The sequence below is a fragment of the Rhizobacter koreensis genome (assembly GCF_013366375.1).
GTDB classification, from domain to species: domain Bacteria; phylum Pseudomonadota; class Gammaproteobacteria; order Burkholderiales; family Burkholderiaceae_C; genus Schlegelella_A; species Schlegelella_A koreensis.
This window is the reverse complement of sequence record NZ_JABWMJ010000010.1, coordinates 160,873-185,583: the sequence shown is the minus strand read 5'-3', so window position 1 is coordinate 185,583 and position 24,711 is coordinate 160,873. Positions and strand designations below refer to the sequence as shown.

Sequence of the window (24,711 nt, the reverse complement as noted above, 5' to 3'; positions counted from 1 at the left end):
CCGCCGCAGCGAGGCGCCCGTCCGCGAGCGCACGCCACTTCCGCCTTGCACCGCTCGCCCTCGCGGCGAGCGCCTGCGCGATCGGCAGCCTCGCCCATGCGCAGACGCCCGCCGGCCCGACCGGCGGGGCGCCGGCGAGCCCCACGACCCAGCTCGCGCCGGTCGTCGTCACCGCCACGCGCACCGAAGTCGCGCCGTTCGACGTGCCGGCATCGATCGACCTCATCTCGGGCGAGCTCATCCGCGACGCGCGCCCGCAGGTCAACATCTCCGAGACGCTCGGCAGCGTGCCGGGCCTCCTGGCACGCGACCGCCAGAACTACGCGCAGGACGTGCAGATCTCGGTACGCGGCTTCGGCGCACGCTCGACGTTCGGCATCCGCGGCGTGCGCGTGTACGTCGACGGCGTGCCGGCGACGCTGCCCGACGGCCAGGGCCAGCTTTCTCACATCGACCTCGGCTCGGCGGACCGCATCGAGGTGCTGCGGGGCCCGTTCTCGTCCCTCTACGGCAACTCGTCGGGCGGCGTGATCCAGGTCTTCACGGAAGAGGGCGAGGGCGCGCCGACGGTCAGCACCAGCGTCGCCGCAGGCAGCGACTCGACCTACCGCGTGGGCCTCAAGGCGAGCGGGTCGAACGGCCCGTTCGGCTACGTGGTGAGCGCGAGCGAGTTCTCGACCGACGGCTACCGCGACCACAGCAAGTCCGAGCGCCGTCTCGTCAACGCCAAGCTGACGCTGAAGCCGACCGATGACGGCAAGTTCACGCTGGTCGCCAACCACTTCGCGCTGCCCAAGGCGCAGGACCCGCTCGGCCTCACGCGCGCGCAGTTCGAGGCCGACCCGCGCGGCGTCGACCCGTCGGCACTGAGCTTCGACACCCGCAAGACGGTCGAGCAGACGCAGCTCGGGGCGACCTACGAGCACCGCATCGACGCCAACCACTCGCTGCGCGCGCTGGTCTACGCCGGCACGCGCGCGACCGAGCAGTTCCAGGCGATCCCGACCGGCCCGCAGGCGAGCCCGCTACACCCCGGTGGCGTGATCGACCTCGACCGCAACTACAGCGGCACCGACCTGCGCTGGACCGGCCGCTGGCGGCTCGGGGGCGCGCCGCTTTCGGTGGTCGCAGGGATCGCCTACGACCTGCTCCGTGAGCATCGGCGCGGCTACCAGAACTTCGTCGGCACCGAGACCGGCGTGCTGGGCGCGCTGCGCCGCGACGAGAACAACCGGGTCTCGAACTTCGACCAGTACCTGCAGGGCTCGTTCGAGTTCGCGCCGCGCTGGACGCTCAACGCGGGCCTGCGCCACAGCAAGGTGCGCTTCTCCTCGCGCGACCACTACGTCGCCGGCACCAACCCCGACGACAGCGGCGGCGTCAACTACTCCGCGACCTTGCCGGTGCTCGGCCTGATGTTCAAGGCCACCGACAACGTGCACCTCTACGCGACCGCCGGGCGCGGCTTCGAGACGCCGACGCTCAACGAGCTGGCGTACCGCGCGAATGGTCAGACCGGGCTCAACCTCGACCTCGACCCGGCACGCAGCAACAACCTCGAAGTGGGCGTGAAGACGCGCGCCGCGGCGTGGGGCCAGTTCGGCCTGGCGCTGTTCCAGACCCGCACCAAGGACGAGATCGTCACGCTGAGCAATGTCGGCGGCCGCTCGACGTTCCAGAACGCGGGGTCGACGCGACGCCGCGGCATCGAGGCCGCCTGGAGCCAGGACTTCGCGAACGACCTGCGTGCGCAGGTCGCCTACACCTGGCTCGACGCGCGCTACCGTGACGCGTTTGCGACCTGCACCGGAAGCCCGTGCAACACGCCGAACCTCACCATTCCCTCGGGCAACCGGATCCCGGGCGTGGCGCGGCAGTCGCTCTATGCCGCGCTCGGCTGGGCGCCGGTGCAGGGCTGGCGCGCCGGCATCGAGGCGCGCGCGCTCGGCGGCGTGTTCGTCAACGACGCCAACAGCGACGCCGCGCGGCGCTACGTCACCGCGAACGTGAACGTCGGCTACGTCGCCAAGCTCGGACCCTGGGATCTCGCCGCGTTCGGCCGCGTCGACAACGTGTTCGACAAGCGCTACATCGGCTCGGTGATCGTGAACGAGGGCAACGCGCGCTACTTCGAGCCGGCGCCGGGCCGCATCTGGACCGCCGGGCTGACCGGGTCGCTGCGCTTCTGACGCCGGCGCCGGCAGCGGGGCGCGCTTGCGGCGCTGCGTCTGCCTGGTGCCACGTGTCGCCCGAAGCGTCGCAAACGGTATTGCGCCGACGCTGGCAGCGGCGTGACCATGCACCACGCGGCGCCGGCGCCGCGCCGCTCATCGAAGCGGCCAGCTCGCCATCAGCTCGTCGACGTTCGACGCTTCCTCGGGTGGCGCACCCTGGATGCGCGAGGGCGTTCGCGAGAAGCGGGGTGCCGGCGCCGGATGACGGACGCCGTCGACGTCGACGAAGGCCTCGCGCGCCGCGTTGTGCGGGTGCGCCGGGGCTTCGCTCAGCGCGAGCACCGGCGCCACGCAGGCATCGGTGGACCCGAGCAGATGCACCCATTCGTCACGGGTCCGGCTGCGGAAGATGCGTGCGAGCTCGGCGCGCAGCTCGGGCCAGCGCGCGCGTTCGTTCTGCAACGCGCGCCACGAATCGGCCAGGCCGATGCGCTCGCACAGCTCGGCAAAGAACGGCGGCTCGATCGGTCCGACCGCAAGGTGCTTCGCGTCGGCGGTCTCGTAGACGCTGTAGAACGGCGCGCCGCCGTCGAGCAGATTGCTGCCGCGCTCCTCGCGCAACACGCCGCGCAGGCGCTGCGAGATCGCGTAGCTCATCAGCGAGATCACGCCGTCGCTGATCGCGGCGTCGACCACCTGCCCCTGGCCCGAGGTGCGCGCCTCGAGCAGGGCGGCGAGGATGCCGGTAACCAGATAAAGGCTGCCGCCGCCGTAGTCGCCGAGCAGGTTGAGCGGCGGCACCGGCGCGCCGCCCGCGGGGCCGATCGCATGGAGCGCGCCGGTGATCGCGATGTAGTCGATGTCGTGGCCCGCCGCATGCGCGAGCGGGCCGTGCTGGCCCCAACCCGTCATGCGGCCGTAGACCAGGCGCGGGTTGCGCGCGCGCACCGCGTCGGGTCCGAGTCCGAGGCGCTCCATCACGCCGGGGCGGAAGCCCTCGACCAGCACGTCGGCGCGCTCGAGCAAGGCGAGCACGGCCTCGCGGTCGCGCGGGCTCTTGAGATCGGCGCGCAGCACGCGGCGCCCGCGTCCGGCGATGTGGGTGCGGTCGCCCACGTGCGCGTTCGGGCGCTCGATCGTCACCACGTCGGCGCCCATGTCGGACAGCAACATGCAGGCGAACGGGCCCGGGCCGATGCCGGCGAACTCGACGACGCGCACACCGACCAGCGGTCCGCTCGGCGATGGGTGGGGAGCAGGCATCGGCAGCGTCCTCTCGGGCTCGGTTTCGCGCCGCCCGTGCGCCACGGGCGGTCGCGGCGCAGTCTACCGATGACCCGCGGACGGGCGCGCTATTCGAGCGTGAAGCCGACCTTGATCGTGACCTGCCAGTGCTCGACCCTGCCTTCGACGACGTGGCCGCGCGTCTCGCAGACCTTGAACCAGCGGATGTTGCGCACGGTCTCGTGTGCTTTCGAGATCGCGGTCTGCACCGCGTCCTCGATGCTGGTGTTCGACGATCCGGTCAGCTCGAGCATCTTGTAGACGTGGTCGGTCATCGTGGGCTCCTGAGGTGGAAAGACGCCCGAGCATGCGGGCTGATCGCGCGACGCGCAACCGGGGCGGCTCGGCACGTGCCGCGAGCTCACCGACGCCGCGGCGGGCACGTCATCTGCCGTCGCCCGGGGTCGCGCGCCGGGCCGCCACCCATGGCCCCCGGGCGCTGCATCCCGATCCTCCAGAAACTCTCACGCATCCATGCCGACTCTCTTCGACCCCATCCGGGTTGGCGACATCGAAGCCGCCAACCGCATCGCCATGGCCCCGCTGACGCGCGACCGCGCCGGTCCGCGCCAGACCCCGACCGAGCTGATGGCGACCTACTACGCCCAGCGCGCGAGCGCCGGGCTCATCATTGCCGAGGCCACCCAGATCTCGCCGACCGGACAGGGCTATCTCGACACGCCGGGCATTCATTCGGCCGAGCAGGTCGCCGGCTGGCGCCGCGTCACCGACGCGGTGCACGCCGCCGGGGGGCGCATCGCGCTGCAGCTGTGGCACGTCGGCCGCATCTCGCACACCTCGCTGCTGCCCGACAGCGAGGTGCCGGTGTCGAGCACGAGCCGGCGCGCGGCCGCCAAGACCTTCACCGCCAAGGGTTTCGAGGAAGTGTCGGCGCCGCGCGCGCTGCGTACCGACGAGCTGCCCGGCATCGTCGACGACTACCGGCGGGCGGCGCGCAACGCCATCGACGCCGGCTTCGACGGTGTCGAGGTGCACGGCGCCAACGGCTACCTGCTCGAACAGTTCCTGCGCGACAGCATCAACGACCGGACCGACGACTACGGCGGCTCGCGTGCCAACCGCATGCGCCTGCTGCTCGAGGTGATGCGCGCCGTGGTCGGCGAGATCGGCGCCGGCCGCACCGGGCTCCGGCTGTCGCCGGTGACGCCCGCCAACGACGCCGGCCTCGACAGCGACTCGCAAGGGCTCTTCAACGAGGTGGTCGAGCAGCTCGCGCCGCTGCGCCTCGCGTTCATTCACGTCATCGAAGGGGCGACCGGCGGCCCGCGCGACGTCGCGCCGTTCGACTTCGGCGCGCTGCGCGAGCGCTACAAGGCCGGCCACCCGAACGGTGCCTGGATCGCCAACAACGGCTACACCCGCGCGATGGCGATCGACGCGGTCGCGAGCGGGCGTGCCGACCTGGTGGCGTTCGGTCGCCCGTTCATCGCCAACCCTGACCTGGTCGAGCGCCTGCGTCGCGACGCGCCGCTCGCCCAGCCGGTGCGCGAGACGCTGTACGGGCGCGGTGCGGAGGGCTACACCGACTACCCGGCGCTGGAGGAGGCGACGGCGGGCTGAGTTCGACGAGCCGCGAGGCGCGGCGACACGCCAGTTGCGGGGAGAGCGTTCGCCGGCGCCGCCTGGTGCCGCAGCTCGCCCACCTGCGTCTTCGCCGACAGCGATGCCGCACCGCGGTGCCCGCCGGCACGCGCGCGCGACGGGTTAACGTTGCGTCATGAGCCAGCCGTCCATCACCGACCTCTCACCGGTGACGCCGCCGCCTGCCGGGCCCTGGGCGCCGCTGCGCCAGCCGGTGTTCCGCATGCTGTGGGGCGTCTGGGCGACCGCCAACGCCTGCATGTGGATGAACGACGTCGCGGCGGCGTGGCTGATGACGTCGCTGACCTCGTCGCCGGTGATGGTGGCACTGGTGCAGTCGGCGTCGACCTTGCCGGTGTTCCTGCTCGGCCTGCCGAGCGGCGCGCTCGCCGACATCCTCGACCGCCGGCGCTATTTCATGGTCACGCAGATCTGGGTCGCGGTGGTCGCCCTGCTGGTCTGCTTCGTGGTCAGCATCGGCGCGATGAGCGCCCCGGTGCTGCTGGCTCTGACGTTCGCCAACGGCGTGGGCCTCGCGATGCGCTGGCCGGTGTTCGCGGCGATCATCCCCGAGCTGGTGCCGCGCCATCAGCTCTCGTCGGCGCTCGCGCTCAACGGCGTCGCCATGAACGCGTCGCGCATCGTCGGGCCGATCCTCGCCGGCGCGATCATCGCGAGCCTGGGCAGTGCCTACGTGTTCGCGCTCAACGCCACGCTCTCGGTGCTCGCCGCGTTCGTGATCAGCCGCTGGCGACGCGAGCAGAAGGTGAGCGCGCTGCCCGGCGAGCGCTTCGTCGGCGCCATGCGGGTCGGCGCGCAGTACGTCTGGCAGTCGCGGCCGATGCATTCGATCATCATTCGCGTCGCGCTGTTCTTCCTGCAATCGACGGCGCTGCTCGGTCTCCTGCCGCTGGTCGCGCGGGGCCTGCGCGGCGGCGACGCCGGCACGTTCACGCTGCTGCTGGCATCGATGGGGTTCGGCGCGATCACCGCGGCGCTGTTCCTGCCGCGCCTGCGACGCCGACTCGATTCGGACCGGCTGGTCGCCTACGGCACCGGGGTGCACGCGCTGGCGACACTGGTCGTGAGCGTCGCGCCGAACATCGTCGTCGCGACGCCGTCGATGATGGTCGCCGGGGCGGCCTGGATCACCGTCGCCAACTCACTGACGGTGTCGGCGCAGATGTCGCTGCCCGACTGGGTGCGGGCGCGCGGCATGTCGATCTTCCAGATGGCGCTGATGGGGTCGAGCGCGGCCGGCGCGGCGCTCTGGGGCCAGATCGCGACCTGGACCGACGTGCGCACCAGCCTGGTCGCCGCGGCGCTCTGCGCGATCACCGCGGCGGTGCTGACCAAGCGGCTGCTGCCCCCCACCGGCACCGAGGAGGACCTCACGCCGACCGAATTCGCGCGTCCCGCCGGCACCGAGATCGACCTCGACCTGCGCGAAGGTCCGGTGCTGGTGACCATCGAGTACGTGATCGACCCGGCGCGGACCGACGAATTCCTGCAGGTGATGCAGGACAGCCGACGCAACCGCCTGCGCCACGGAATGCTGTCGTGGAGCCTGTTCCGCGATGCCGCGCAGCCGAACCGCTTCGTCGAGCACTTCGTCGACGAGTCGTGGGTCGAGCACCTGCGCCACTTCGAGCGCATGACGGCATTCGACATCGCACTGCGCGAACGCCGCTTCTCGTTCCACGTCGGCGGCGCGACCCCGCGCGTCACGCGCTACATCGCGCAGTCGGTACGGCAGTAGGGCGGCTCGCGCCTTGAAGGCGCTCGCCCCGCGACGAGGCTCGCAAGCTTCGCCGCCCCTTCGGTGCCCAGACGCGGACGGACGTCCCGCGCGCCATGCGGGGGCACCGAAGCCGCCGCGCCGCTCAGCGCGCGGCCGCCGCCTTGGTCGCGGCCGTCGCGCCGGCAAAGTCGCCGGCGACGCCGAACACCATCTTCTCGGGGACCATGTACTTGCGGAATGCCGCGTTCACCTCGTCGAGCGTGATCGAGGCGCGCAGGGCGTCGATCTCGGCGAAGTAGCGCGGCGTCTTGTCTCGCTCGACGAACGACACGAAGGTGCGCGCGAGCGTCGCGTCCTGCGCGCGCGCGAGCCGGCTCGCCGAGGCGATCGCTTCCTTGGCGCGCGTGAGCTCGTTCTCGGTGAAGCCTTCGCGGCGCGCGCGCAGTGCCTCCTCGTCGAACGCGGCGTGCACCCGGTCGGCGTTCTGCGGCGCGGTGATGGCATAGAAACCCCAGTCGGCGTTCGGCTCGAAGAGTCCGCCTGCGATGTAGGCGCCGACGCCGTACGAGAGCCCGTCCTTCTCGCGCACGCGGTCCCAGAGCCGCCCGCTCGCGCCGCCGAAGATGTGCGTGGCGAGGCGCAGCGCCTGGAACTCGCGGTCCGACTCGCGCAGCGCGAACTGCAGGCGACCGGCGGCCTCGGCGTTCTGCTTGTCCTTGACCTCGATGCGGAACTGCAGCGGCGGAATGTCGTAGGCGGGCTGCGCGACACGCGTGTACGCGGTGCGGCTGGTCCAGCCGCCGATTTCGCGCGTGAGCTGCGCGCCGAGCGCGCCGGGGTCGAAGTCCCCGACCGCGCTCACGATCGCTCGCGAGGCACCGTAGAACTCGCGGTGGAACGCGCGCACGTCGTCGAGCTTGAGCGCAGCGATTGCCTTCAGCGTCTCGTCGAACGTCATCGCGTAGCGCACGTCGCCCTTCGGGTACGGGTTGCCGTGCCGGTCGAGGCGCTCGCGCAGCAGCGCGCGCGGCTCGGAGCGCGACTCCTCGATGCTGCTCACCCAGCCCGCCTTCATCTGCTCGAACTCGCCCGCGTCGAAGCGCGGCGTCTTCAGCACCTCGCTCGCGAGAGCCACCGATGCCGCAAGGTTCTGCTTCGTGGTCTCGAGCCGGATCGACGCACCGGTCGGGCCGCCGCCGACGTCCCACGAGGTGCGCAGCTTCTCGAACTCGGCCGCGAGCTGTTCACGGCTGAGCCGCTCGGTGCCGCGCGCGAGCATGCTCGCGGTCGCGCTGCCGATCACGTCCTTGCCGAACAGCGTCTTCTCGTCACCCAGGCGCAGCGTGACGATCGCGACCACCTTGGCGCCGCGCGTCGCCTTCGGCAGGAACGCGGTGCGAACGCCGGCCGGGCCGTGGAGGGTGCCGAACGTGGTGCGCTTGTCGATGTTCTCGGGCGAGACGTCGAAGCTCTCGCCGCGCGCGACCGCCTCGCCGCCCTTGAAGTCCTTCATCACCGCGGCCACGTCGACCTTCTGCGGCGCCGGCGCGCGCACCGGCGCGGCGCTCGGGATGAAGGTGCCGAGCGTGCGGTTGCTGGTCACGAAGTAGGCCGCCGCGACGCGGTTCACGTCCTCGAGGGTCACCGCCTTGATGCGGTCGCGGCGGTCGAAGCCGAGCCGCCAGTCGCCGAGCGCGACGTATTCGGAAAGCGCGATGCCGACCCGCTGCGGGTCGTCGAGAGTCTGCGCGAAGCCGCGCAGCCAGATGTTCTTGGCGCGCTCGAGTTCGGCCGGGGTGAACGGCGTGCGGGCGCTCCCTTCGACCGCTGCAAGCAGCGCGTCGCGCGCCGCATCGACGGGCTGATCCGACTTCAGCTGCGCGCCGAAGTAGGCGTAGCCGGGCTCGGCCATCGGGCGCGCGCTGCCGAACGCCGACGCGGCGAGGTTCTTCTCGACGAGCGCCTTGTGCAGGCGGAACTCGGGGCCGCCGAGCATCACGCTCGCGAGCAGCGCGGCCGGGAAGTCCGGCGACGCGCCGGCCGGCACGTGGTACATCGCCAGCACGATCGGGGTGTCGCCGACGCGGCGCAGCATCACGCTGCGTTCGCCGTCCTGCGCCGGGTCGAGCGTGTAGGTCGGCTCGAGCACGCGCGTCGGCTTGGGGATCCGCCCGAAACTCGACGCAACCGTCGCGAGCGTGCGCGCCTCGTCGAACTTGCCGGCGACGATCAGCACCGCGTTGTCGGGCTGGTAGTACTTCCGGTAGAAGGCCTGCAGCCGCGCGACGTCGACGTTCTCGACATCGGCGCGCGCGCCGATCGTGCTCTTGCCGTAGTTGTGCCAGCGGAACGCGCTCGAGCGCACGTTCTGGAACAGCACGTTGCCGGGATCGTTCTCGCCCGACTCCATCTCGTTGCGGACCACGGTCATCTCGGAGTCGAGATCCTTCTTCGCGATGAACGACTGGGTCAGCGCCTCGCCGAGCCAGCCGAGATAGAAGTCGAGGTTGGCCGGGTTCTCGGCCATGCTCGCGAAGTAGTTGGTGCGGTCGTCCGACGTGGTGCCGTTCCACGAGAGGCCCCGGTCGCTCATCTCCCGCTTGGGGTCCGGGTGGCGGGGCGTGCCCTTGAACAGCAGGTGTTCCAGCAGGTGCGCCATGCCGGTCTCGCCGTAGTTCTCCATCCGCGAGCCGACGCGCAGCGTCAGGTTGACGGTCGTCACCGGCTTGGACGGATCGGGAAGCAGAAGGACGTGCAGGCCGTTCGCGAGCGCGTACTCGGTGATCCCTTCGACCTCGGTGACGCGGGTGACGCCCGCGGGCAGCGGCGGCTGCGCCTGCGCGAACGCGGCACTGCCGAAGGTGGCGAGTACGAGCCAGCAGAGCAGCGCGGACACGCTGCCGAACATCCGAACGGGCCGTGAACGGCGCATCGACAAACTCCTTCCGGGATGGGATGCCGCCTGCCCGCGTCACGCGGTGGCGGCCAACGAATTCGTGCGGCCGGCTCTGCCGGCGCGCGCGGATTGTCGGGCAGGGTGCACTGGCGGGCGCGCAGCGGGGGCTTGCGGGCCGCTCGGGAAGGAGAGGGCGGCGCGGGTCCCAGTCTCGAACATGGCGAGGCGGGCACCGCCGCGAGTGCCGACGGCGCGGGACGCAGGAGGGCGAACCGACCCCAGTCGGCGCCGACCGATCAGCCGGCGGTTGCGGCGGCCGCGCCGGCGCGTGCCACCTGGGCATCCTGGTCCGACTTGACACCCGACACGCCGACCGCGCCGACGACGTGGCCGTCGACGAGCACCGGAATGCCGCCCTCGAGCATGCCGTGCAGCACCGGTGCCGAGAGGAACGAGACCCGGCCGCCGTTGATCATCTCCTCGTAGAGGCGCGACTCGCGACGGCCGAGGGCGGCGCTGCGCGCCTTCTCGACCGCGATGTACGCGCTCACCGGTGCGCAGCCGTCGAGGCGCTCGAGCGCGAGCGCGTGGCCGCCGTCGTCGACGATCGCGATCGTCACGGCCCAGCCGTTCTTCTGCGCCTCGTCGCGCGCGGCGCTCAGCATGCGGGCGACCTCGGCGCTGGCGAGGTAGGGCTTGATCTGCATCGTTGTCTCCGGTGGTTCTCGAAAATGCACGGGCCGCCGGTTCGGACGGCGCGACCTGGACGTGGCGCGTCGTCGGCACCGGCTCGGCACCGAGCGCGAGCCGGCGGTCGCCGGCGCCGCAGCATAGCGGGCGCGCCTCGTGCTGCGCCTCGTGACAACGACTCGCCGCGCCGAACGCCATGCCTGAACTACCGGAACCACCCGCCGACGCGGCCCCGCACCATGCCGCCTCGGTGATCATCGGCCGCTTCCAGCCGTTTCACGTCGGCCATGCGGCCGCGCTGCGGCGCGCGCTCGAGGTCGCGCCGCTCTGCGTGGTGGTGCTCGGCTCGGCGTACCAGGCGCGGACGCCGAAGAACCCGTTCACATGGCTCGAGCGCGCCGAGATGATCCGTCTCGGCCTGCCCGAGGCCGATCGTGCCCGCGTGCGTTTCCTCCCGATGCGCGACTACTACGACGAGGCGCGCTGGATCGGTGCGGTGCGACGCGGCGTCGCGGCGCTGCTGGCCGCCGAGCAGGTCGACACCGCGGAGGGCGTGGCCCTCGTCGGGTCGATGCAGGACCCGACCCACGCGTACCTGAGCGGCTTTCATGGCTGGACCCTGCTGCGCTTCAGCCACGGCAGCCGCGCCGACGCGGCGGCGCTGCGCGATGCGTACTTCGGCGGCGCCGCCCGCGACCTCGACGCCACGCTGGCGGCGCTGGTCGACCATGCACCCGCAGCGACGCTCGGCTTCCTGCGCGCATGGGCCGCGCTGCCGGAGTTCGCCGCGCTCGCGGACGAGTGGCGGATGCTCAAGGCCGATCGCGACGCCTGGCGCGCGGCACCCTATCCGCCGGTGTTCGTGACCGTCGACGCGGTGGTCCGCTGCGCCGGACACGTCCTGCTGGTGCGGCGCGGCCGCGCGCCCGGAAGGGGCCTGTGGGCCGTGCCGGGCGGCTTCATCGAGCAACGCGAAACCGTGTACCAGTCGGCAGTGCGCGAACTCGTCGAGGAGACCCAACTCGCGCTGCTGGAGCTGACGCTCAGGCGCTGCCTGCGGGCCGTGGCGGTGTTCGACCACCCGGACCGCAGCACGCGCGGCCGCACCATCACGCACGCGCATTTCTTCGACCTCGGCGACCTCGACCTGCCCGAGGTGCACGGCGGTGACGACGCTGCCGCGGCCGAGTGGGTGCCGATCGAGCGCCTCGGCGAGCTCGAGGATCGCTTCCTCGACGATCACTTCCACATGCTCGATCACTTCTTCGGGCTCACGGGGCCGTGAGTGACGCCGACGATGGCAGGGTGATGATCCCGACGACGCCGCCCTCGCGATTGCCGGGCATCAACGCCGGTGCGGTCGCCGCGTGGTGCCGCGCCCCCGCGGCGCGTCGGCAACGTGGCGGAGGCCTCACCGCGGCGGCACGCGCACAGTCGCACGGAGGAGGGCATACGCCATGACCAACCGCTTCCCCCGTCGCCCTGGGGCCGCCGCCATCGTCCTCGCCACCACGATGGCCGTGCTCGCGGCCGGCTGCGCGACGCCGTACCGCGAGCCGGTGAGCGACCCGCCCGACGCGCACTACGACGGCATCGTGCAGATCGCCGCGCGCGAACCGGTCGCGCCGGGCGAGCGACAGGCGGCGCTCGACGTCTTCATCGTCCACGGCATGTGCCACCACGATGCCGACTGGGCGCTCGGCTGGATCGACCGCCTGGCCCACGCGCTCGGCGCCCCCGCGAACCACCTGCGGCCGCCGGACCCGCAGCCGCCGAACGAGATCAAGGCCTATCGCGCCGAGATCGCTCTTGGCGACCGCATGCTGCGCGTTCACGCCCTGGTCTGGTCGGGGCTCACGCGGCCGCTCAAGGAGCAGCTGTGCTACGACGAACGCAAGAAGACCGAGTCCTGCGACCCGCAGACGATGACGCTCGCGCCGCTCGAGTACCCGTACTCGCGCGCGCGGCTCAACTCGCGGTTCAAGGACGAGTTGATGAACGAGTGCGTCAGCGACGCGCTGATCTACCAGGGCCAGGCGCGGGGCGACATGCTGCGCGCCATGCAGGGCGCATTGCTGGAGTCGCGGGCGATCGCCGCGCCGGCGGCGTTGCGGCAAGGTCTGAGTGCCGCCCGCGCTTCGCTCGCGAACGAGGCGGGGCTGGTGGTCATCGCGTCGAGCCTGGGCAGCAAGATGGTGTTCGACGCCATTATCGACCTCGAAAGCCGCAGGGGCGATGACGGCGACGCGGGCAGGCGCCTGCATGCACGCACGCGACAGATCTTCCTGGCTGCGAACCAGATTCCGCTGCTCGGCCTCGCCGACCAGCGGCTGCCGGGTCTTGCGGGCAGCGACGCCCCACGGGCCACCAGCGACGCTGCCGACACGCCGTTCCCCGCCGATCCGCTGGAGTTCCTGTTCGGCCAGCGGAGTCGCGCATTGTTCGAGCGCGCCGCGAACGACAACCCCGGCGTCGTCGCCTTCAGCGACCCCAACGACGTGCTGTCGTACCCGCTGCGTGGCTACTACCGCGCGCGAAAGGTCGAACCGAGCTATCCGCTGGTCGACGTCATCGTGTCCAACGCGCCGACGGTGCTCGGGCTGTTCGAGAACCCGGCGCGCGCGCACGGCGGGTATCCGTCGAACGACGACGTGCTGGCGCGGATCGCGTGCGGGGATCGAGGGTGGGGCGGCTGTCGCTGATCCGCTGTCGGTGGAAGGCGATCTCGACGCGCGTGAGGCGCCCGGCGCGCCATTCCTGCCACGCGCGATCGACGTGACCGTCAGCGGCTGCACCCGCCACCAGCGCGCGCGTCGCTCCGGGCCGCGGTGCGTCATCGGGCGCACGCGCAACGGCACGCCTGATCGCGGACTCGCTCGACGGGCGACCAGCCGCTGCGACTGCCGCCGCGCGCAGAATGCCGATCCCCGCGCAATCGGCGGGCTGGTCAGACCAAACGACGAACAAGCTCCCTCCGCTGAACGCCGTGCGCGCCTTCGAGGTCGTCGCGCGCCACGTCAGCTACACCAAGGCGGCCGACGAGCTGTGCGTGACGCACGGCGCGGTGCGCCGTCACATCGGGCTGCTCGAGGATTGGCTCGGCACACCGTTGTTCCGCGGCTCGGCCGCGCAGCTCACGCTTACCGAGGCGGGTCAGCGCTACCTTGCCGAAGTGGGCCCGTCGCTCGCGCGCATCGCCAACGCGTCGGCGCACCTCAACGCCGCGCGTGCGCAGACCGTGCGGGTGAATGCGCCGCCGACGTTCTCGATGCGCTGGTTCATCCCGCGGATGTCGTCGTTCCAGCGCCGCTACGGGGACGTCGAGATCGAGCTCACCGCGTCGACGGCGCCGGTCGACCTCGAGTGGCAGGCGTACGACGTGGCGGTGCGCGGCACCCCGCAGCCCGGCGTCGGCGACGACTCGATCCGTTTCATGACGATCGACCTGGCGCCGGTCTGCCACGTGAGGCTGCTCGAGCAAGGCGGGCTCGTCAACCCGGAACAGCTGACGCGTCAGACCTGGATCACGTACCAGCGCGAGCCGGTGTCATGGACCGACTGGCTCGCGCGTGCCGGCCTCGGGCACCTGCGCCCGGCGAACGTGCTGCCGTTCGAGCAGATGTCGTTCGCGCTGCAGGCAGCGGCCGACGGGCTCGGCCTCGTGCTGGTGCCGCTGTCGCTGGTCGCGGACGAGATCGTCGCAGGTCGCATGTGCGCGCCGTTCGGCCGGCTCGGCGCGATCGAATGGGCGTACCACGCGCACCTTCCGGCGCACCGCCGGGAGGATCCGCTGATCACCCGCTTCGGCGAGTGGCTGGTGCGCGAGGGGCGCGAGACGGAGCGGCTGCTCGAGGGCGGCGCCGAAAGGCGGGCGCCCGGCCGTTGAAGGGCCGGAGACGTCGACGCCTCGCCCAAGCGTCGACCTGCCGCGCGATCAGGTGCGCGCGAAAAAGCGCAGTGCGCTCAGGTTGCGACGGTGCCAGGCGGGTTCGCGCTGCTCGAGCTCGGCGCCGGTTTGCGCCTTGCCGACATACGCGTCGAAGGCGCGCTGGTCGGGTTTGCGGTCAGGAAGCGGACGACGTGGGTTCGAAGGTAGGCCACGACGCCAGTGATCGGGGGAGACTCGACGTCACACGGAGGCACCATGAAAGTACCTGCCCAACATCCGCACACGTGAGTTTACATAATATACATTGTGGCGGCTATCACCGAGCTTGGTGAACGCCACAGCTCGGGCGGATCCCGCCGCGCCGAAACGGCAGCCGGATCTGCCGGGTCTCAGGCCATCACTGTTCGCCGAAGCCCTCGATCTCGTCGCTCGCCTCGGCAACGTCGGTCGGTTCCGCCGGCTGGCCCGGGCGCGGCTTGTCGAGCGGACGGCAGATGCGGCTTTGCAGCTGCGCGAGGTGCTCGGACCGATCGATGGCAGCGAAGACGGCTTCCGGGCACATCATCAGGGCGAACGGGTTGGAGACGGATTCGACTTGCATTTCGGGGTTCCAGCATCGGTGGTGCGATGAACGGAACTCTAGGGATCGCTCATTGGCGCCGATGCCGGGATGGCGCCGTTTGTCGTGTCGGGAGCACCCTGACAGACGGCGTCAGGCGAATACCGTTCGTCGGAAACCGGCGTCGGACACGCGTGTCCACGCGAGGCGGGTTTTCGACGACTTGGCCGGCCAGCCGCAGCCACTGGCGGAGGCAGTCCTGGTGTGGCTTGGCGCCGGCGGCCGCGTTCGCGCGGCGACGGTCGGCAGAGCTTTCGAAACATCAGTCCCACCGCTGCACGGGCAGCAGAGCATGAGCGCTTCAGCGGGCCGCTCCTGCTTCTCCGTGGACAGGTGCCGGCGTGACGTCCGGGAAATGTGGATGCCGGTCCGACGCTTCGAGACCTGCGCGGGTCCGGTCAAATATGAATCTCCACAGTGGGTTGGAAACCTTTGCTCAAGCAATGCTTGAACCTTGCTGCTCCTGCGGCCCGCTTCGTTGCGCTCCCGGTTGTGCGTCGATTCCGACCGGATTCGACGACGGCGTCAACCCCGCCACTCCGCGAGCTTCCGCCGCGTCCGCGCTCCTCAGCCGGCGTTCGCTGCGACCCTGCCGAACAGCGTCTCGAAGTTCCGGCTCGTCGTTTCGCCGATCGCCTCGGGGCTCGATCCCTTCAGCTCGGCGATCTGACGCGCGACGTAAGGCACCCAGGCCGGCGAGTTGGGCTTGCCGCGGAACGGAACCGGCGCGAGGTAGGGGCTGTCGGTTTCGATGAGGCACCGGTCGAGCGGTACGAAACGCGCCACCTCGCGAAGCTCGGCGGCGTTCTTGAACGTCAGAATCCCGGAGAACGAGATGTAAAAGCCCAGGTCGAGCGCGGCGCGCGCCACTTCGGCGGTCTCGGTGAAGCAGTGGAAGACGCCGGTGGCGCGCGAGCCGCCCTCCTCGCGCAGCACGTCGAGCGTGTCGGCCGACGCGCTGCGGGTGTGAATCACGAGCGGCAGACCGGTCGCGAGCGACGCCCGGATGTGGACGCGGAAACGCTCGCGCTGCCACGCCATCTCGTCGACGCCGCGGCCGTCGAGCCGGTAGTAGTCGAGGCCGGTCTCGCCGATCGCGACCACGCGCGGACGAGCAGCGCGACTCACCAGGTCGTCGACCGTGGGCTCCTGCACGTCCTCGTTGTCGGGGTGCACGCCCACGCTGCACCAGAAGTTGTCGTACGCGAGCGCGAGCGCGTGCACGGCTTCGAACTCCTCGAGCGTGGTGCAGATGCAGAGCGCCCGGTCGACGTCGGCCGCGGCCATGTCGGCGCGCACCGCGTCGATGCGGTCGGCGAGCCCGGGGTAGCTCAGGTGGCAGTGCGAATCGACGTACATCTTTTCGGAGCACGACCGGCGAACGGCCGGTCTTCGACGTCAGATTGTCTGCGTCGGCTTGGTCGACGACAGCGTCGTGCCCAGCAGCTCCTCGATGCGCACGCGCAAGGCGCGCGTCTTCTCGTCGGCCGGAAAGCGCACGCCGACGCCCTGGGTGCGGCCGCCGGACGCGTTGGCGGGCGTCAGCCAGCCGACCTTGCCGGCCACCGGGTAGCGCTGCGGGTCGTCGGGCAGCGACAGCAGCAGGTAGATGTCGTCGCCGAGCCGGTACTCGCGCGTGGTCGGAACGAAGAGACCCCCTTCCGAGAAGATCGGCATATAGGCGGCGTAGAGCGCGCCCTTCTCGCGGAACACGAGTTGGATCACGCTCGGCCGCGACGTCGCGGGCGGCGTTCCGAGCGCAGGCGCGCCGGGGCGCGGCGGGGGTTCGATCATCGCGACGAGTTTAGCGACGCCGTCCGTCGGGCGGCGCCGGCGATGCGCGGCGGATTCAACGCTTCGCGGCCCTGCTGGACCGCCGCCTGCACCGCCAGGTCGACATTCCACGGGTGTTCGGCGTCACGTGCCAGGTCGGCGAGCGCACGCGACCAGGCGACGAGGCGAGCGACGTCGCCGCGGCTGCGCAGCGCCGGCGCCGGAAAGTAGCGGGGTGCCGCGCCGGTCGCGACGCAGAGCGCATCGTGGCAGAGCTTGTGCAGCGCCTCGACAGCCAGCGGCAGCGGCCAGCCGTGCAGCACGCTGGCGTCACCCGCCGTCACCGCGCCAGGAAGGCGGCTCCAGAGCGCCGCATCGATGCCGAACTCGGCCCACGCGAGCACCTCTTGCGGCTGCCCGCCGGCCGCAGCGAGCATCAGCGCCGGCTCGGGGACGCCGCGCGCGGCGAGCCATGCGCTCGCCTCCGCCGGCTCGGGCGCGGCGAGCGCCACGCGCTGGCAGCGGCTGCGGATCGTCGGCAGCAGAGCGGCCGGGTCGCCGCTGCAGAGCACGAAACGGGCGAGCCCGGGCGGCTCTTCGAGCGTCTTCAACAGCGCGTTGGCGGCGATCGCGTTCATGCGCTCGGCCGGATGCAGCACCAGCACCTTGGCGCGGCCGCGCGCCGCGGTGGTCTGCACGAATCCGACGGCGGCGCGCACCGCCTCGACCTTGATGTCCTTGCTGGGCTTGGCCTTGCTCGCCTTCTCGGCACCGCCCTCTTCCGCGTCGCCGCCAGACCAGCCGAGGCGCTGGCGCAGCGCGTCGGGCAGCAGCACCATCAGGTCGGGGTGCGAGCGCGCGTCGACGAGGTGGCACGACGCGCAGCGGCGGCACGGCCGTGCCGCCAACGGCACGTCGGCGGCTTCGCACAGCCACCCCTGCGCGAGCAGCAGAGCGAGCTCGAACTCGCCGACGCCGCGCGGGCCGTGCAGCAGCAGCGCGTGCGCGCGCTGCGTTGCGAGGATGCGCTGCAGCGGCGCCGTCAGCCAGGGCAGCGCGGCGGCTCCGGACGCGTCGGTCACCACCCGCGCGCCTCGAGCGCGGCGTCGACCTGGCGCTCGACCTCGTCGCGCGGGCCCGACGAATCGATGCGGGCGAAGCGCGCCGGCGCCGCTGCCATGCGCGCCAGGTAGCCAGTGCGCACGCGCGCGAAGAAGGCGGTGTCCTCGCTCTCGAAGCGGTCGGCGGCGCGAGCGGCGGCGCGACGGGCGGCGGCCGCTGCCGGGTCGAGGTCGAACCACAGCGTGAGGTCCGGCTGCAGCGCGCCCTGCACCCAACCTTCGAGGGTGCCGAGCACGTCGAGCGGAAAGCCGCGCCCGCCGCCTTGATACGCGAAGGTGGCGTCGGTGAAGCGGTCGCAGAGCACGGTATCGCCGCGCGCGAGCGCCGGCTCGATCACGCGCTGCAGGTGGTCGCGGCGCGCCGCGAAGACGAGCAGCGTTTCGGTGAGGGGGTCCATCGAACGGTGCAGCACGAGCTCGCGCAGCTGCTCGGCAAGCTCGGTGCCGCCCGGCTCGCGCGTCACGACGACGTTGGCGCCGCGCCCGCGCAGGCGTTCGGCCAGACGCCCGATGTGGGTCGACTTGCCGGCTCCGTCGATGCCTTCGAACGTGATGAAGCGGCGCGTCATGGCCGGGAGGCGGCGGCCGCCGGGCGGCGCTGAAAGCGGTCGACCGCGCGGTTGTGGTCGGCAAGACTGGCGCTGAACTCGCTGCTGCCGTCGCCGCGGGCGACGAAGTAGAGCGCCTCGGTACGCGTCGGATTCACCGCAGCGAGCAGCGAGGCCTTGCTCGGCATCGCGATCGGCGTCGGTGGCAGGCCGACGCGCAGGTAGGTGTTGTAGGGCGAGTCGGTCTGCAGGTCGCGCTTTCTCAGGTTGCCGTCGAACGCGCTGCCGAGCCCGTAGATCACCGTGGGGTCGGTCTGCAGCGGCATCCCGATGCGCAGGCGGTTCATGAAGACGCCGGCCACCAGCCCGCGGTCGGCGGCGACGCCGGTCTCCTTCTCGACGATCGACGCCAACGTGAGCGCCTCGTCCGCGCTCTTCAGCGGCAGGTCGGCCGCGCGCTGCTGCCAGGCGTCGGCGAGGCGCCGCTGCATCGCGCGATAGGCGCGCCGCAGCACCTCGACGTCGCTGCTGCCCTTGCTGTACGAATAGGTGTCGGGGTGGAAGCGCCCTTCCGGGTGCACGCCGGGAGCGCCGATCGCCTGCATGAGGTCGGGGTCGCTGAGGCCCGCCAAGGTCGGGCGCAGCGCCTCGGCCTTGGCGAGCTCGGCCCTCACCTGCCGGAACGTCGCGCCTTCGGGGATGCGAACGAAGGCGACGCTCTCGTCGCCGCGCACCATCTTCTCCAGGAGGCTCCGCGGCGTGACGCCGGCGGTCACCTCGTAGCTGCCGGCGCGGATCTGGCGCGCCTGACCCGACCACTTGAACCACTGGTAGAGCAGCTCGGGCGAGGTGCGCACGCCGGCGGCGACCCAGCCTTCGGCCACCTTCGCCGGCGTGGTGCCGGGTTCGATCGCGAGCTCGACCGTCGGTGCGGCGAGCCGGAGCGGCTGACCCAGCCACCAGAACGCCGCCGCGCCGGCGCCGACGAGCGCCAGGAACAACAGAACGGCGAGGGCGCGCGCGGCCTTCATCGGGCCGGAGCCCACGCCGTCGGCAGAGCCCGCAAGGTGGGACGCGTCATCGGCGCCGATGATAATGGCCCATGCCCAGCCTCCCTGCCCTCCATGGTGCGGCCCGGCTCGACGACTGGGGCGTGATCCGCGCCGAAGGCGCCGACGCGGCCACCTTCCTGCACGGCCAGCTCACCAACGACGTCACCGGGCTTGCCTCGACCCGCGCGCGCCTGGCCGGCTTCTGCTCGGCCAAGGGGCGGCTGCAGGCGAGCTTCGTCGTGTGGCGCCCTGCCCCGGAGACCGTTTTCCTGGCCTGCGCCCGCGACCTGCTGGCACCGACGCTCAAGCGCCTGTCGATGTTCGTGCTGCGCGCCAAGTGCAAGCTGACCGATGCGAGCGCCGAGATGCCGCTGGTCGGGCTCGCCGGCGACGCGGCGGACGCGGCAGCGGCCGAGCTGGACGTCTGGGGCGTGCGCGCCGACGCCACCGGCGCGGCGATCCGCCTGCCCGACGCGCTCGGATCGCGCCGCGTGCTCGTCGCCGGCCAGGTCGAGGGAACCGACGCCGCGCCGCTCGCGCTCGCGCACTGGCGCTGGCTCGACCTGCAGAGCGGCATCGTCACGATCGAGGCCGCCACGGTCGACCGCTTCGTGCCGCAGATGGTCAATCACGAGCTGGTCGGCGCAGTCGACTTCCAAAAGGGCTGCTACCCCGGTCAGGAGGTCGTCGCGCGCAGCCAGTACCGCGGCACGATCAAACGCCGCACGCTGCTGTTCGATTCCGCGCAGCTGCCGACGCCGGGACAGGACGTGTTCGCGGGGGGCGACGCGAGCGAGCCGATCGGCACCGTCGCGAGTGCGGCGCCGCGCCCGGATGGCGCCGGTGCCAGTGCGCTGGTCGAAGTGCGGCTCGCGTCGCTCGACGCGGGTGCCCTGCATCTCGGGTCTGCTGAAGGACCGCGCCTCGAGCCGCGCGAGTTGCCGTACGCGCTGCCGCTCGAGGCCGCGGACGCCTGATCCGGTGCGCGAGCTCTTCGTCTACTACCGGGTCTCGCCCGGCAACGCAGACGCCGCGTACGCCGCGGTCGACCGCCTGCAGACCGGCCTCGTCGCCGAGTTCCCGGGGCTGCAGGCGCGGGTGCTCCGGCGTCCGATCCCGCCGAATGCGCCGGCGACCGCGCTGCAGACGTGGATGGAGGTCTACGCGATGGACGCGCAAGCCGGCGGTGCCGGCGTCGACGAGTCGGTTCAACAGGCGATCGAGACGCGCGCCGAACGGGTGAGGCCGTTCATCGAGGGCCCGCGACACGTCGAGGCGTTCGAGACGATCACGCCGGCGACGCCCTGAGCGCCGGGCCGGTCGGCGAACGCGCCCGACGATTCGACGCGCGCCCAGCCGCTTCTCGGGCGCGCAGCGGCCTGCGACGAGCACCGGCGCTCGCCGCGCACCATCACAACCCGCGCCGCATCTCCACGTGGTCGATTCCGGCTTCGACGAAGCCGGGGCCGTGCGCCACGAAGCCGGCGCGCGTGTAGAAGCCGGCCGCCGCGGTCTGCGCGTGCAGCACCGCCTCGCGCGCGCCGCGCGCGGCGGCGGCGGCGAGCACCGCGTCCAGCACCGTGCGACCGACGCCGCTCGCGCGCAGCGTGCGGCGCACCGCCATGCGGCCGACCTTCACGGCCGCGGCGCCGAGGTCGAGCACGCGCGCGGTCGCGACCGCGGCGCCGAGCCGGTTGTAGGCGACCGCATGCAATGCCTCGGCGTCGGCCTCGTCGTGCTCGAGTTCGGCGGGCACCTTCTGCTCGTCGACGAAGACCTCGCTGCGGATCCGCATCGCATCGGTGCCGAGCTCGTCCCAGCTGCCGAGCCGTACCTCGACCGGCGGCTCGCCGCGCTCGTAGGCGTCGAGCAGGTCGCGCAGCGCCGCCGGCAGCGGCCTCGGGCGCTGCACCGCCGGGTCGGCGAACACGTAGACGAGTTCGCCGATCACGAGACGCCGGCCATCGCGAAAGACCACCGCCTCGAATGTCAGCGACGTGTTGCCGATGCGCGCACAGCGCACGCCGACGTCGATCACGTCGTCGTACATCGCCGACGCCTCGTACTCGAGCGTGGCCTTGCGCACGTAGAGATCGCCGCCGAGCGCATGCATCGACTCCGCGTACGGCACCGCGAGGGCACGCCAGTACCCCGCGAGCGCGGTGTCGAAGTAGGTCAGGTAGTGGCCGTTGAAGACGATCTTCTGGGCGTCGATCTCGGACCAGCGCACGCGCAGGCGCTCGAGAAAGCGGAAATCGCGGGGTTCCACGGGGGCGGCGGGAGGGTTGGAGGGCGGGTCAGTGTGCCAGACTGCCCGAGGCTTCCAGGCACCGGTACGACCATGGCGCTCATCAACTACATCACCCAGATCCAGATCGATTTCGGCGCGCTCGCGCTGCTGGCGGCCGAGTGCGAACGCACCGGCATCCGCAGGCCGCTGATCGTCTCCGACCCCGGCGTGAGAGCGGCGGGCATCGTCGATCGCGCGGTCGCCGCGCTCGGCGATCTGCCGCACGCGGTGTTCGACGCGACGCCGTCGAACCCCACCGAGGCCGCCGTGCGCGCCGCGGTGGAGATGTTTCGCGCACACGATTGCGACGGCCTCGTCGGGCTCGGCGGCGGCTCGAGCATCGACCTCGCCAAGGGCGTCGCGATCGCGGCGACGCACCCGGGGCCGCTCACCACCTACGCCACCATCGAAGGCGGCAGCCCGCGCATCGGCGCGCACGTCGCGCCGCTCATCGCGGTGCCGACCACTGCCGGCACCGGCAGCGAGGTCGCACGCGGCGCCATCGTCATCGTCGACGATGGTCGCAAGCTCGGCTTCCACAGCTGGCACCTGGTGCCCAAGGCCGCGATCTGCGACCCCGAGCTCACGCTCGGGCTGCCGCCGTTCCTCACCGCGGCAACCGGCATGGACGCGATCGCGCACTGCATGGAGACCTTCATGGCGCCGGCGGTCAACCCGCCTGCCGACGGCATCGCGCTCGACGGCCTCGAGCGCGCCTGGGCGCACATCGAGCGCGCGACCCGCGACGGCAGCGACCGCGACGCGCGCTGGAACATGATGAGCGCGAGCATGCAGGGCGCGATGGCGTTCCAGAAGGGCCTCGGCTGCGTGCACAGCCTCAGCCACAGCCTCGGTGGTGTCGACCCGCGCCTGCATCACGGCACGCTGAACGCCCTCTTCCTGCCGGAGATCGTGCGCTTCAACGCGCCCGCGGAATCGATGCGGCGCGACCGCCGGCTCGCCCGCATGGCACACGCGATGGGACTCGAGCGCAGCGACGACAGCGGCGATGCGGTCGCCGAGGCGCTGCGCGATCTCAACCGGCGGCTCGGCCTGCCGTCGGGGCTTGCGCAGCTCGGCGTCACGCCGGCGCTGTTCGACCGCGTCATCGACGGCGCCATGGCCGACCACTGCCACAAGACCAACCCGCGGATCGCGAGTCGCGACGACTACGTGCGGATTCTCGAAGCGTCGATGTAGCGTGCGGTTCGGCGCCGCGCGATCAACCGATCGCGCTCCACGCCTCGAGGTATTCGCGCCAGTGCGGCTCGTCGATGCCGGCGAGCGTCGCGCGCACGAAGTCGATCTCGCGCTCGTACTCGACCTCGCTGAAGCCGCCGCGCATCTTCTGGAAGCGGCAGTACAGCAGGTACGTGTTCAGCACGTCGGTCTCGCAGTAGCGCCGGATCTCGTCGGTGCGCCCTTCAAGGTACGCCGGGTAGACCTGCGAGCCGTCCATCCCGAGCTTGCCCGGAAAGCCGCACAGGCGCGCCATCGCGTCGAGCGGCGCCGCCGCCCGCGGCTGGTACATCGCCAGCAGATCCATCAGGTCGAGATGGCGCGTGTGGTAGCGGCCGATGTAGTTGTTGTAGCGGAACTCGCGGTCGTCCTCGCCGAGGTCCCAGTACTTGCTCGCGACGACGCCGTGGCGCAGGCCGCGGTAGTGCAGCACCGGCAGGTCGAAGCCGCCGCCGTTCCAGCTCACGAGCTGCGGCGTGTGGCGCTCGAGCATGCCGAAGAACTGCTGGATCACGCGGCCCTCCTGGCTGCGCCCGTCGGTCTCGCGGTCGACCAGCGAGTGGATGCGCAGGCCCTCGGCGTTGCGGAAGACGCAGCTGATGACGAGCACGCGCTGCAGGTGCAGCGGCATGAAGTCGCTCTTGCCGCGCTCTGCGCGCTCGGCGATCTCTTCGGCGTAGACGCCCGCATCGTCGAGCGCGGGGTCCGAGCCGCGCAGCACGCGCAAGCCGGCCACGTCGGGAATCGACTCGACGTCGAAGACGAGGACGGGCCAGGACGACATGCGCGCCGCGCGGAAGCTCGCGGGCTCAGCGCGGCGGCAGCAGGCGCGACGGGTCCACCGGCTTGCCCTGCTTGCGGATCTCGAAGTGCAGCTGCACGCTGTCCGCATCGGTGGATCCCATCTCGGCGATCTTCTGGCCGCGCCGCACCATCTGGTCTTCCTTGACGAGAAGGCTGCGGTTGTGCGCGTACGCGGTGAGGTACGTCGAGTTGTGCTTGATGATCACGAGGTTGCCGTAGCCGCGCAGGCCCGAGCCCGCGTAGACCACGCGACCGTCGGCCGCGGCGAGCACCGCGTCGCCCGCCTTGCCGGGGAACACCAGGCCCTTGGCCTTGGCTTCGTTGTACGGCGCGGGCGACGACGACGTGGGCCAGCTCCAGGCGATCTCCTCGTCGTCGGCCGGCAGGGTCGGCGGCGGCGTGGCGGTCTGCGCGCCGCTGGCCGGACTGCTCGCCGCGCCGACCGGGTTCGGGGTGGCGGTGGCGGCCGACGATGCCGCCGCCGCCGGCGCCGAGCCTGCGCGACCGACCGGCGGCAGAGTCGTCGCGGTCGTGCTGCTGGTCGAAGCGGGCGCGCGTGCATCGAGCGGGCGCGTCTCGATGTTTGCCGCGGTGACGCCACGGCTCGTCGCCACACCGGGCTCGACGCCGGGCGGCACGACCCGCAGCACCTGCCCGACCTCGATGACGTTCGGGTTCTCGAGGTTGTTCCAGCGCACGAGGTCGCGCCAGTTGTTGCCGCTCTGCGTGGCGATGCGCATCAGCGTGTCGCCGGGCTTGACGCTGTAGTAGCCGGGCTTGCCGGCGTTCTCGGCGCCCGGCAGCGTCGCAGGGTCGACCGCGGGGGCTGCGACGGGCGTGCTGGGGGTCGTCGCCGCACCAGCCCGGGTGGGTCGCGGCGGCGGCGGGCGGGTTTCGACGGGGGCCGGCGTGCGTGGGGTCGAGCAGGCACTCACGAGGAGCGCCGCGATGATCGCGGCCGTGCCGCGCATGCACCTTCGGGTCGAGCA

The 24,711-nt window shown here is 71.7% G+C and carries 22 protein-coding genes; 9 read left to right on the top strand and 13 right to left on the bottom strand.

Going from position 1 to position 24,711, the window contains the following annotated elements; all coding sequences use genetic code 11:
• Positions 1-80: 80 nt before the first annotated feature.
• Positions 81-2,189 (top strand): TonB-dependent receptor family protein, encoded by a 2,109-nt coding sequence (locus HQN59_RS19975; RefSeq protein WP_425342754.1) that lies wholly within the window; start codon positions 81-83, stop codon positions 2,187-2,189.
• A 138-nt stretch (positions 2,190-2,327) separates the two neighbouring features.
• Here the strand turns inward: HQN59_RS19975 and HQN59_RS19970 are convergent, their stop codons facing one another.
• Both HQN59_RS19970 and HQN59_RS19965 read right to left on the bottom strand, forming a co-directional pair.
• Entirely contained in the window at positions 2,328-3,437 is a 1,110-nt protein-coding gene (locus tag HQN59_RS19970; RefSeq protein ID WP_176070884.1) for a CaiB/BaiF CoA transferase family protein, read from the bottom strand.
• A gap of 89 nt (positions 3,438-3,526) precedes the next feature.
• A complete protein-coding gene (locus HQN59_RS19965; RefSeq protein WP_176070883.1) occupies positions 3,527-3,733 on the bottom strand; it encodes a dodecin in 207 nt (68 codons plus the stop codon).
• A gap of 199 nt (positions 3,734-3,932) precedes the next feature.
• Between HQN59_RS19965 and HQN59_RS19960 the strand changes: the two genes are divergently transcribed.
• A complete protein-coding gene (locus HQN59_RS19960) occupies positions 3,933-5,039 on the top strand; it encodes an alkene reductase (protein WP_176070882.1) in 1,107 nt (368 codons plus the stop codon).
• 157 nt (positions 5,040-5,196) lie between these two features.
• A complete protein-coding gene (locus HQN59_RS19955; protein WP_176070881.1) occupies positions 5,197-6,819 on the top strand; it encodes an MFS transporter in 1,623 nt (540 codons plus the stop codon).
• Between the two features lie 124 nt (positions 6,820-6,943).
• Here the strand turns inward: HQN59_RS19955 and HQN59_RS19950 are convergent, their stop codons facing one another.
• Together HQN59_RS19950 and HQN59_RS19945 are read right to left on the bottom strand one after the other, a co-directional pair.
• The gene (locus tag HQN59_RS19950; RefSeq protein WP_176070880.1) at positions 6,944-9,733 is read right to left on the bottom strand and encodes a M16 family metallopeptidase; all 2,790 of its coding nucleotides are present in this window, start codon (positions 9,731-9,733) and stop codon (positions 6,944-6,946) included.
• A gap of 260 nt (positions 9,734-9,993) precedes the next feature.
• Complete coding sequence (locus HQN59_RS19945; protein WP_176070879.1) at positions 9,994-10,404, bottom strand: heme-binding protein; 411 nt, start codon at positions 10,402-10,404, stop codon at positions 9,994-9,996.
• Positions 10,405-10,583: 179 nt separating this feature from the next.
• On the opposite strand from HQN59_RS19945, the gene HQN59_RS19940 reads away from it, so the two are divergent.
• The 3 genes from HQN59_RS19940 to HQN59_RS19930 all read left to right on the top strand — a co-directional run bounded on the left by HQN59_RS19940 (position 10,584) and on the right by HQN59_RS19930 (position 14,273).
• Complete coding sequence (locus HQN59_RS19940) at positions 10,584-11,672, top strand: NUDIX domain-containing protein (protein ID WP_176070878.1); 1,089 nt, start codon at positions 10,584-10,586, stop codon at positions 11,670-11,672.
• Between the two features lie 172 nt (positions 11,673-11,844).
• Complete coding sequence (locus tag HQN59_RS19935; RefSeq protein ID WP_176070877.1) at positions 11,845-13,089, top strand: hypothetical protein; 1,245 nt, start codon at positions 11,845-11,847, stop codon at positions 13,087-13,089.
• A gap of 284 nt (positions 13,090-13,373) precedes the next feature.
• Positions 13,374-14,273 carry a LysR substrate-binding domain-containing protein gene (locus HQN59_RS19930; protein ID WP_176070876.1) on the top strand — a complete coding sequence of 300 codons (900 nt, stop codon included), beginning with the start codon at positions 13,374-13,376 and terminating at the stop codon, positions 14,271-14,273.
• Between the two features lie 400 nt (positions 14,274-14,673).
• Here HQN59_RS19930 and HQN59_RS19925 read toward each other — a convergent pair whose 3' ends face one another.
• From HQN59_RS19925 to mltG, 6 genes are all read right to left on the bottom strand, one after another.
• Positions 14,674-14,877, bottom strand: coding sequence for a hypothetical protein (locus tag HQN59_RS19925; protein ID WP_176070875.1), 204 nt, complete (start codon positions 14,875-14,877; stop codon positions 14,674-14,676).
• 585 nt (positions 14,878-15,462) lie between these two features.
• A complete protein-coding gene (locus HQN59_RS19920; RefSeq protein WP_176070874.1) occupies positions 15,463-16,254 on the bottom strand; it encodes a TatD family hydrolase in 792 nt (263 codons plus the stop codon).
• A 39-nt stretch (positions 16,255-16,293) separates the two neighbouring features.
• Complete coding sequence (locus tag HQN59_RS19915) at positions 16,294-16,689, bottom strand: PilZ domain-containing protein (protein WP_176070873.1); 396 nt, start codon at positions 16,687-16,689, stop codon at positions 16,294-16,296.
• The gene (gene holB, locus HQN59_RS19910) at positions 16,686-17,750 is read right to left on the bottom strand and encodes a DNA polymerase III subunit delta' (protein ID WP_342451259.1); all 1,065 of its coding nucleotides are present in this window, start codon (positions 17,748-17,750) and stop codon (positions 16,686-16,688) included. Before holB ends, HQN59_RS19915 begins: the two co-directional genes overlap by 4 nt.
• On the bottom strand, positions 17,747-18,358 hold the full coding sequence (tmk, locus tag HQN59_RS19905) for a dTMP kinase (protein WP_176070871.1): 612 nt from the start codon (positions 18,356-18,358) through the stop codon (positions 17,747-17,749). Before tmk ends, holB begins: the two co-directional genes overlap by 4 nt.
• A complete protein-coding gene (gene mltG, locus HQN59_RS19900) occupies positions 18,355-19,368 on the bottom strand; it encodes an endolytic transglycosylase MltG (RefSeq protein ID WP_176070870.1) in 1,014 nt (337 codons plus the stop codon). The genes tmk and mltG overlap by 4 nt, the downstream gene beginning before the upstream one ends.
• A 71-nt stretch (positions 19,369-19,439) precedes the next feature.
• On the opposite strand from mltG, the gene ygfZ reads away from it, so the two are divergent.
• Positions 19,440-20,366 (top strand): CAF17-like 4Fe-4S cluster assembly/insertion protein YgfZ, encoded by a 927-nt coding sequence (ygfZ, locus tag HQN59_RS19895; RefSeq protein ID WP_176070869.1) that lies wholly within the window; start codon positions 19,440-19,442, stop codon positions 20,364-20,366.
• 4 nt (positions 20,367-20,370) lie between these two features.
• Positions 20,371-20,697 carry a DUF4936 family protein gene (locus HQN59_RS19890; protein WP_176070868.1) on the top strand — a complete coding sequence of 109 codons (327 nt, stop codon included), beginning with the start codon at positions 20,371-20,373 and terminating at the stop codon, positions 20,695-20,697.
• Positions 20,698-20,800: 103 nt separating this feature from the next.
• On the opposite strand, the gene HQN59_RS19885 is transcribed toward HQN59_RS19890, so the two are convergent.
• Entirely contained in the window at positions 20,801-21,658 is an 858-nt protein-coding gene (locus HQN59_RS19885; protein WP_176070867.1) for a YbgC/FadM family acyl-CoA thioesterase, read from the bottom strand.
• Between the two features lie 72 nt (positions 21,659-21,730).
• On the opposite strand from HQN59_RS19885, the gene HQN59_RS19880 reads away from it, so the two are divergent.
• Complete coding sequence (locus HQN59_RS19880; RefSeq protein ID WP_176070866.1) at positions 21,731-22,879, top strand: iron-containing alcohol dehydrogenase; 1,149 nt, start codon at positions 21,731-21,733, stop codon at positions 22,877-22,879.
• A 22-nt stretch (positions 22,880-22,901) separates the two neighbouring features.
• Here HQN59_RS19880 and HQN59_RS19875 read toward each other — a convergent pair whose 3' ends face one another.
• The gene (locus HQN59_RS19875; protein WP_176070865.1) at positions 22,902-23,702 is read right to left on the bottom strand and encodes a 3'-5' exonuclease; all 801 of its coding nucleotides are present in this window, start codon (positions 23,700-23,702) and stop codon (positions 22,902-22,904) included.
• A 25-nt stretch (positions 23,703-23,727) separates the two neighbouring features.
• Positions 23,728-24,693 carry a peptidoglycan DD-metalloendopeptidase family protein gene (locus HQN59_RS19870; RefSeq protein WP_176070864.1) on the bottom strand — a complete coding sequence of 322 codons (966 nt, stop codon included), beginning with the start codon at positions 24,691-24,693 and terminating at the stop codon, positions 23,728-23,730.
• Between the last annotated feature and the right edge of the window lie 18 nt (positions 24,694-24,711).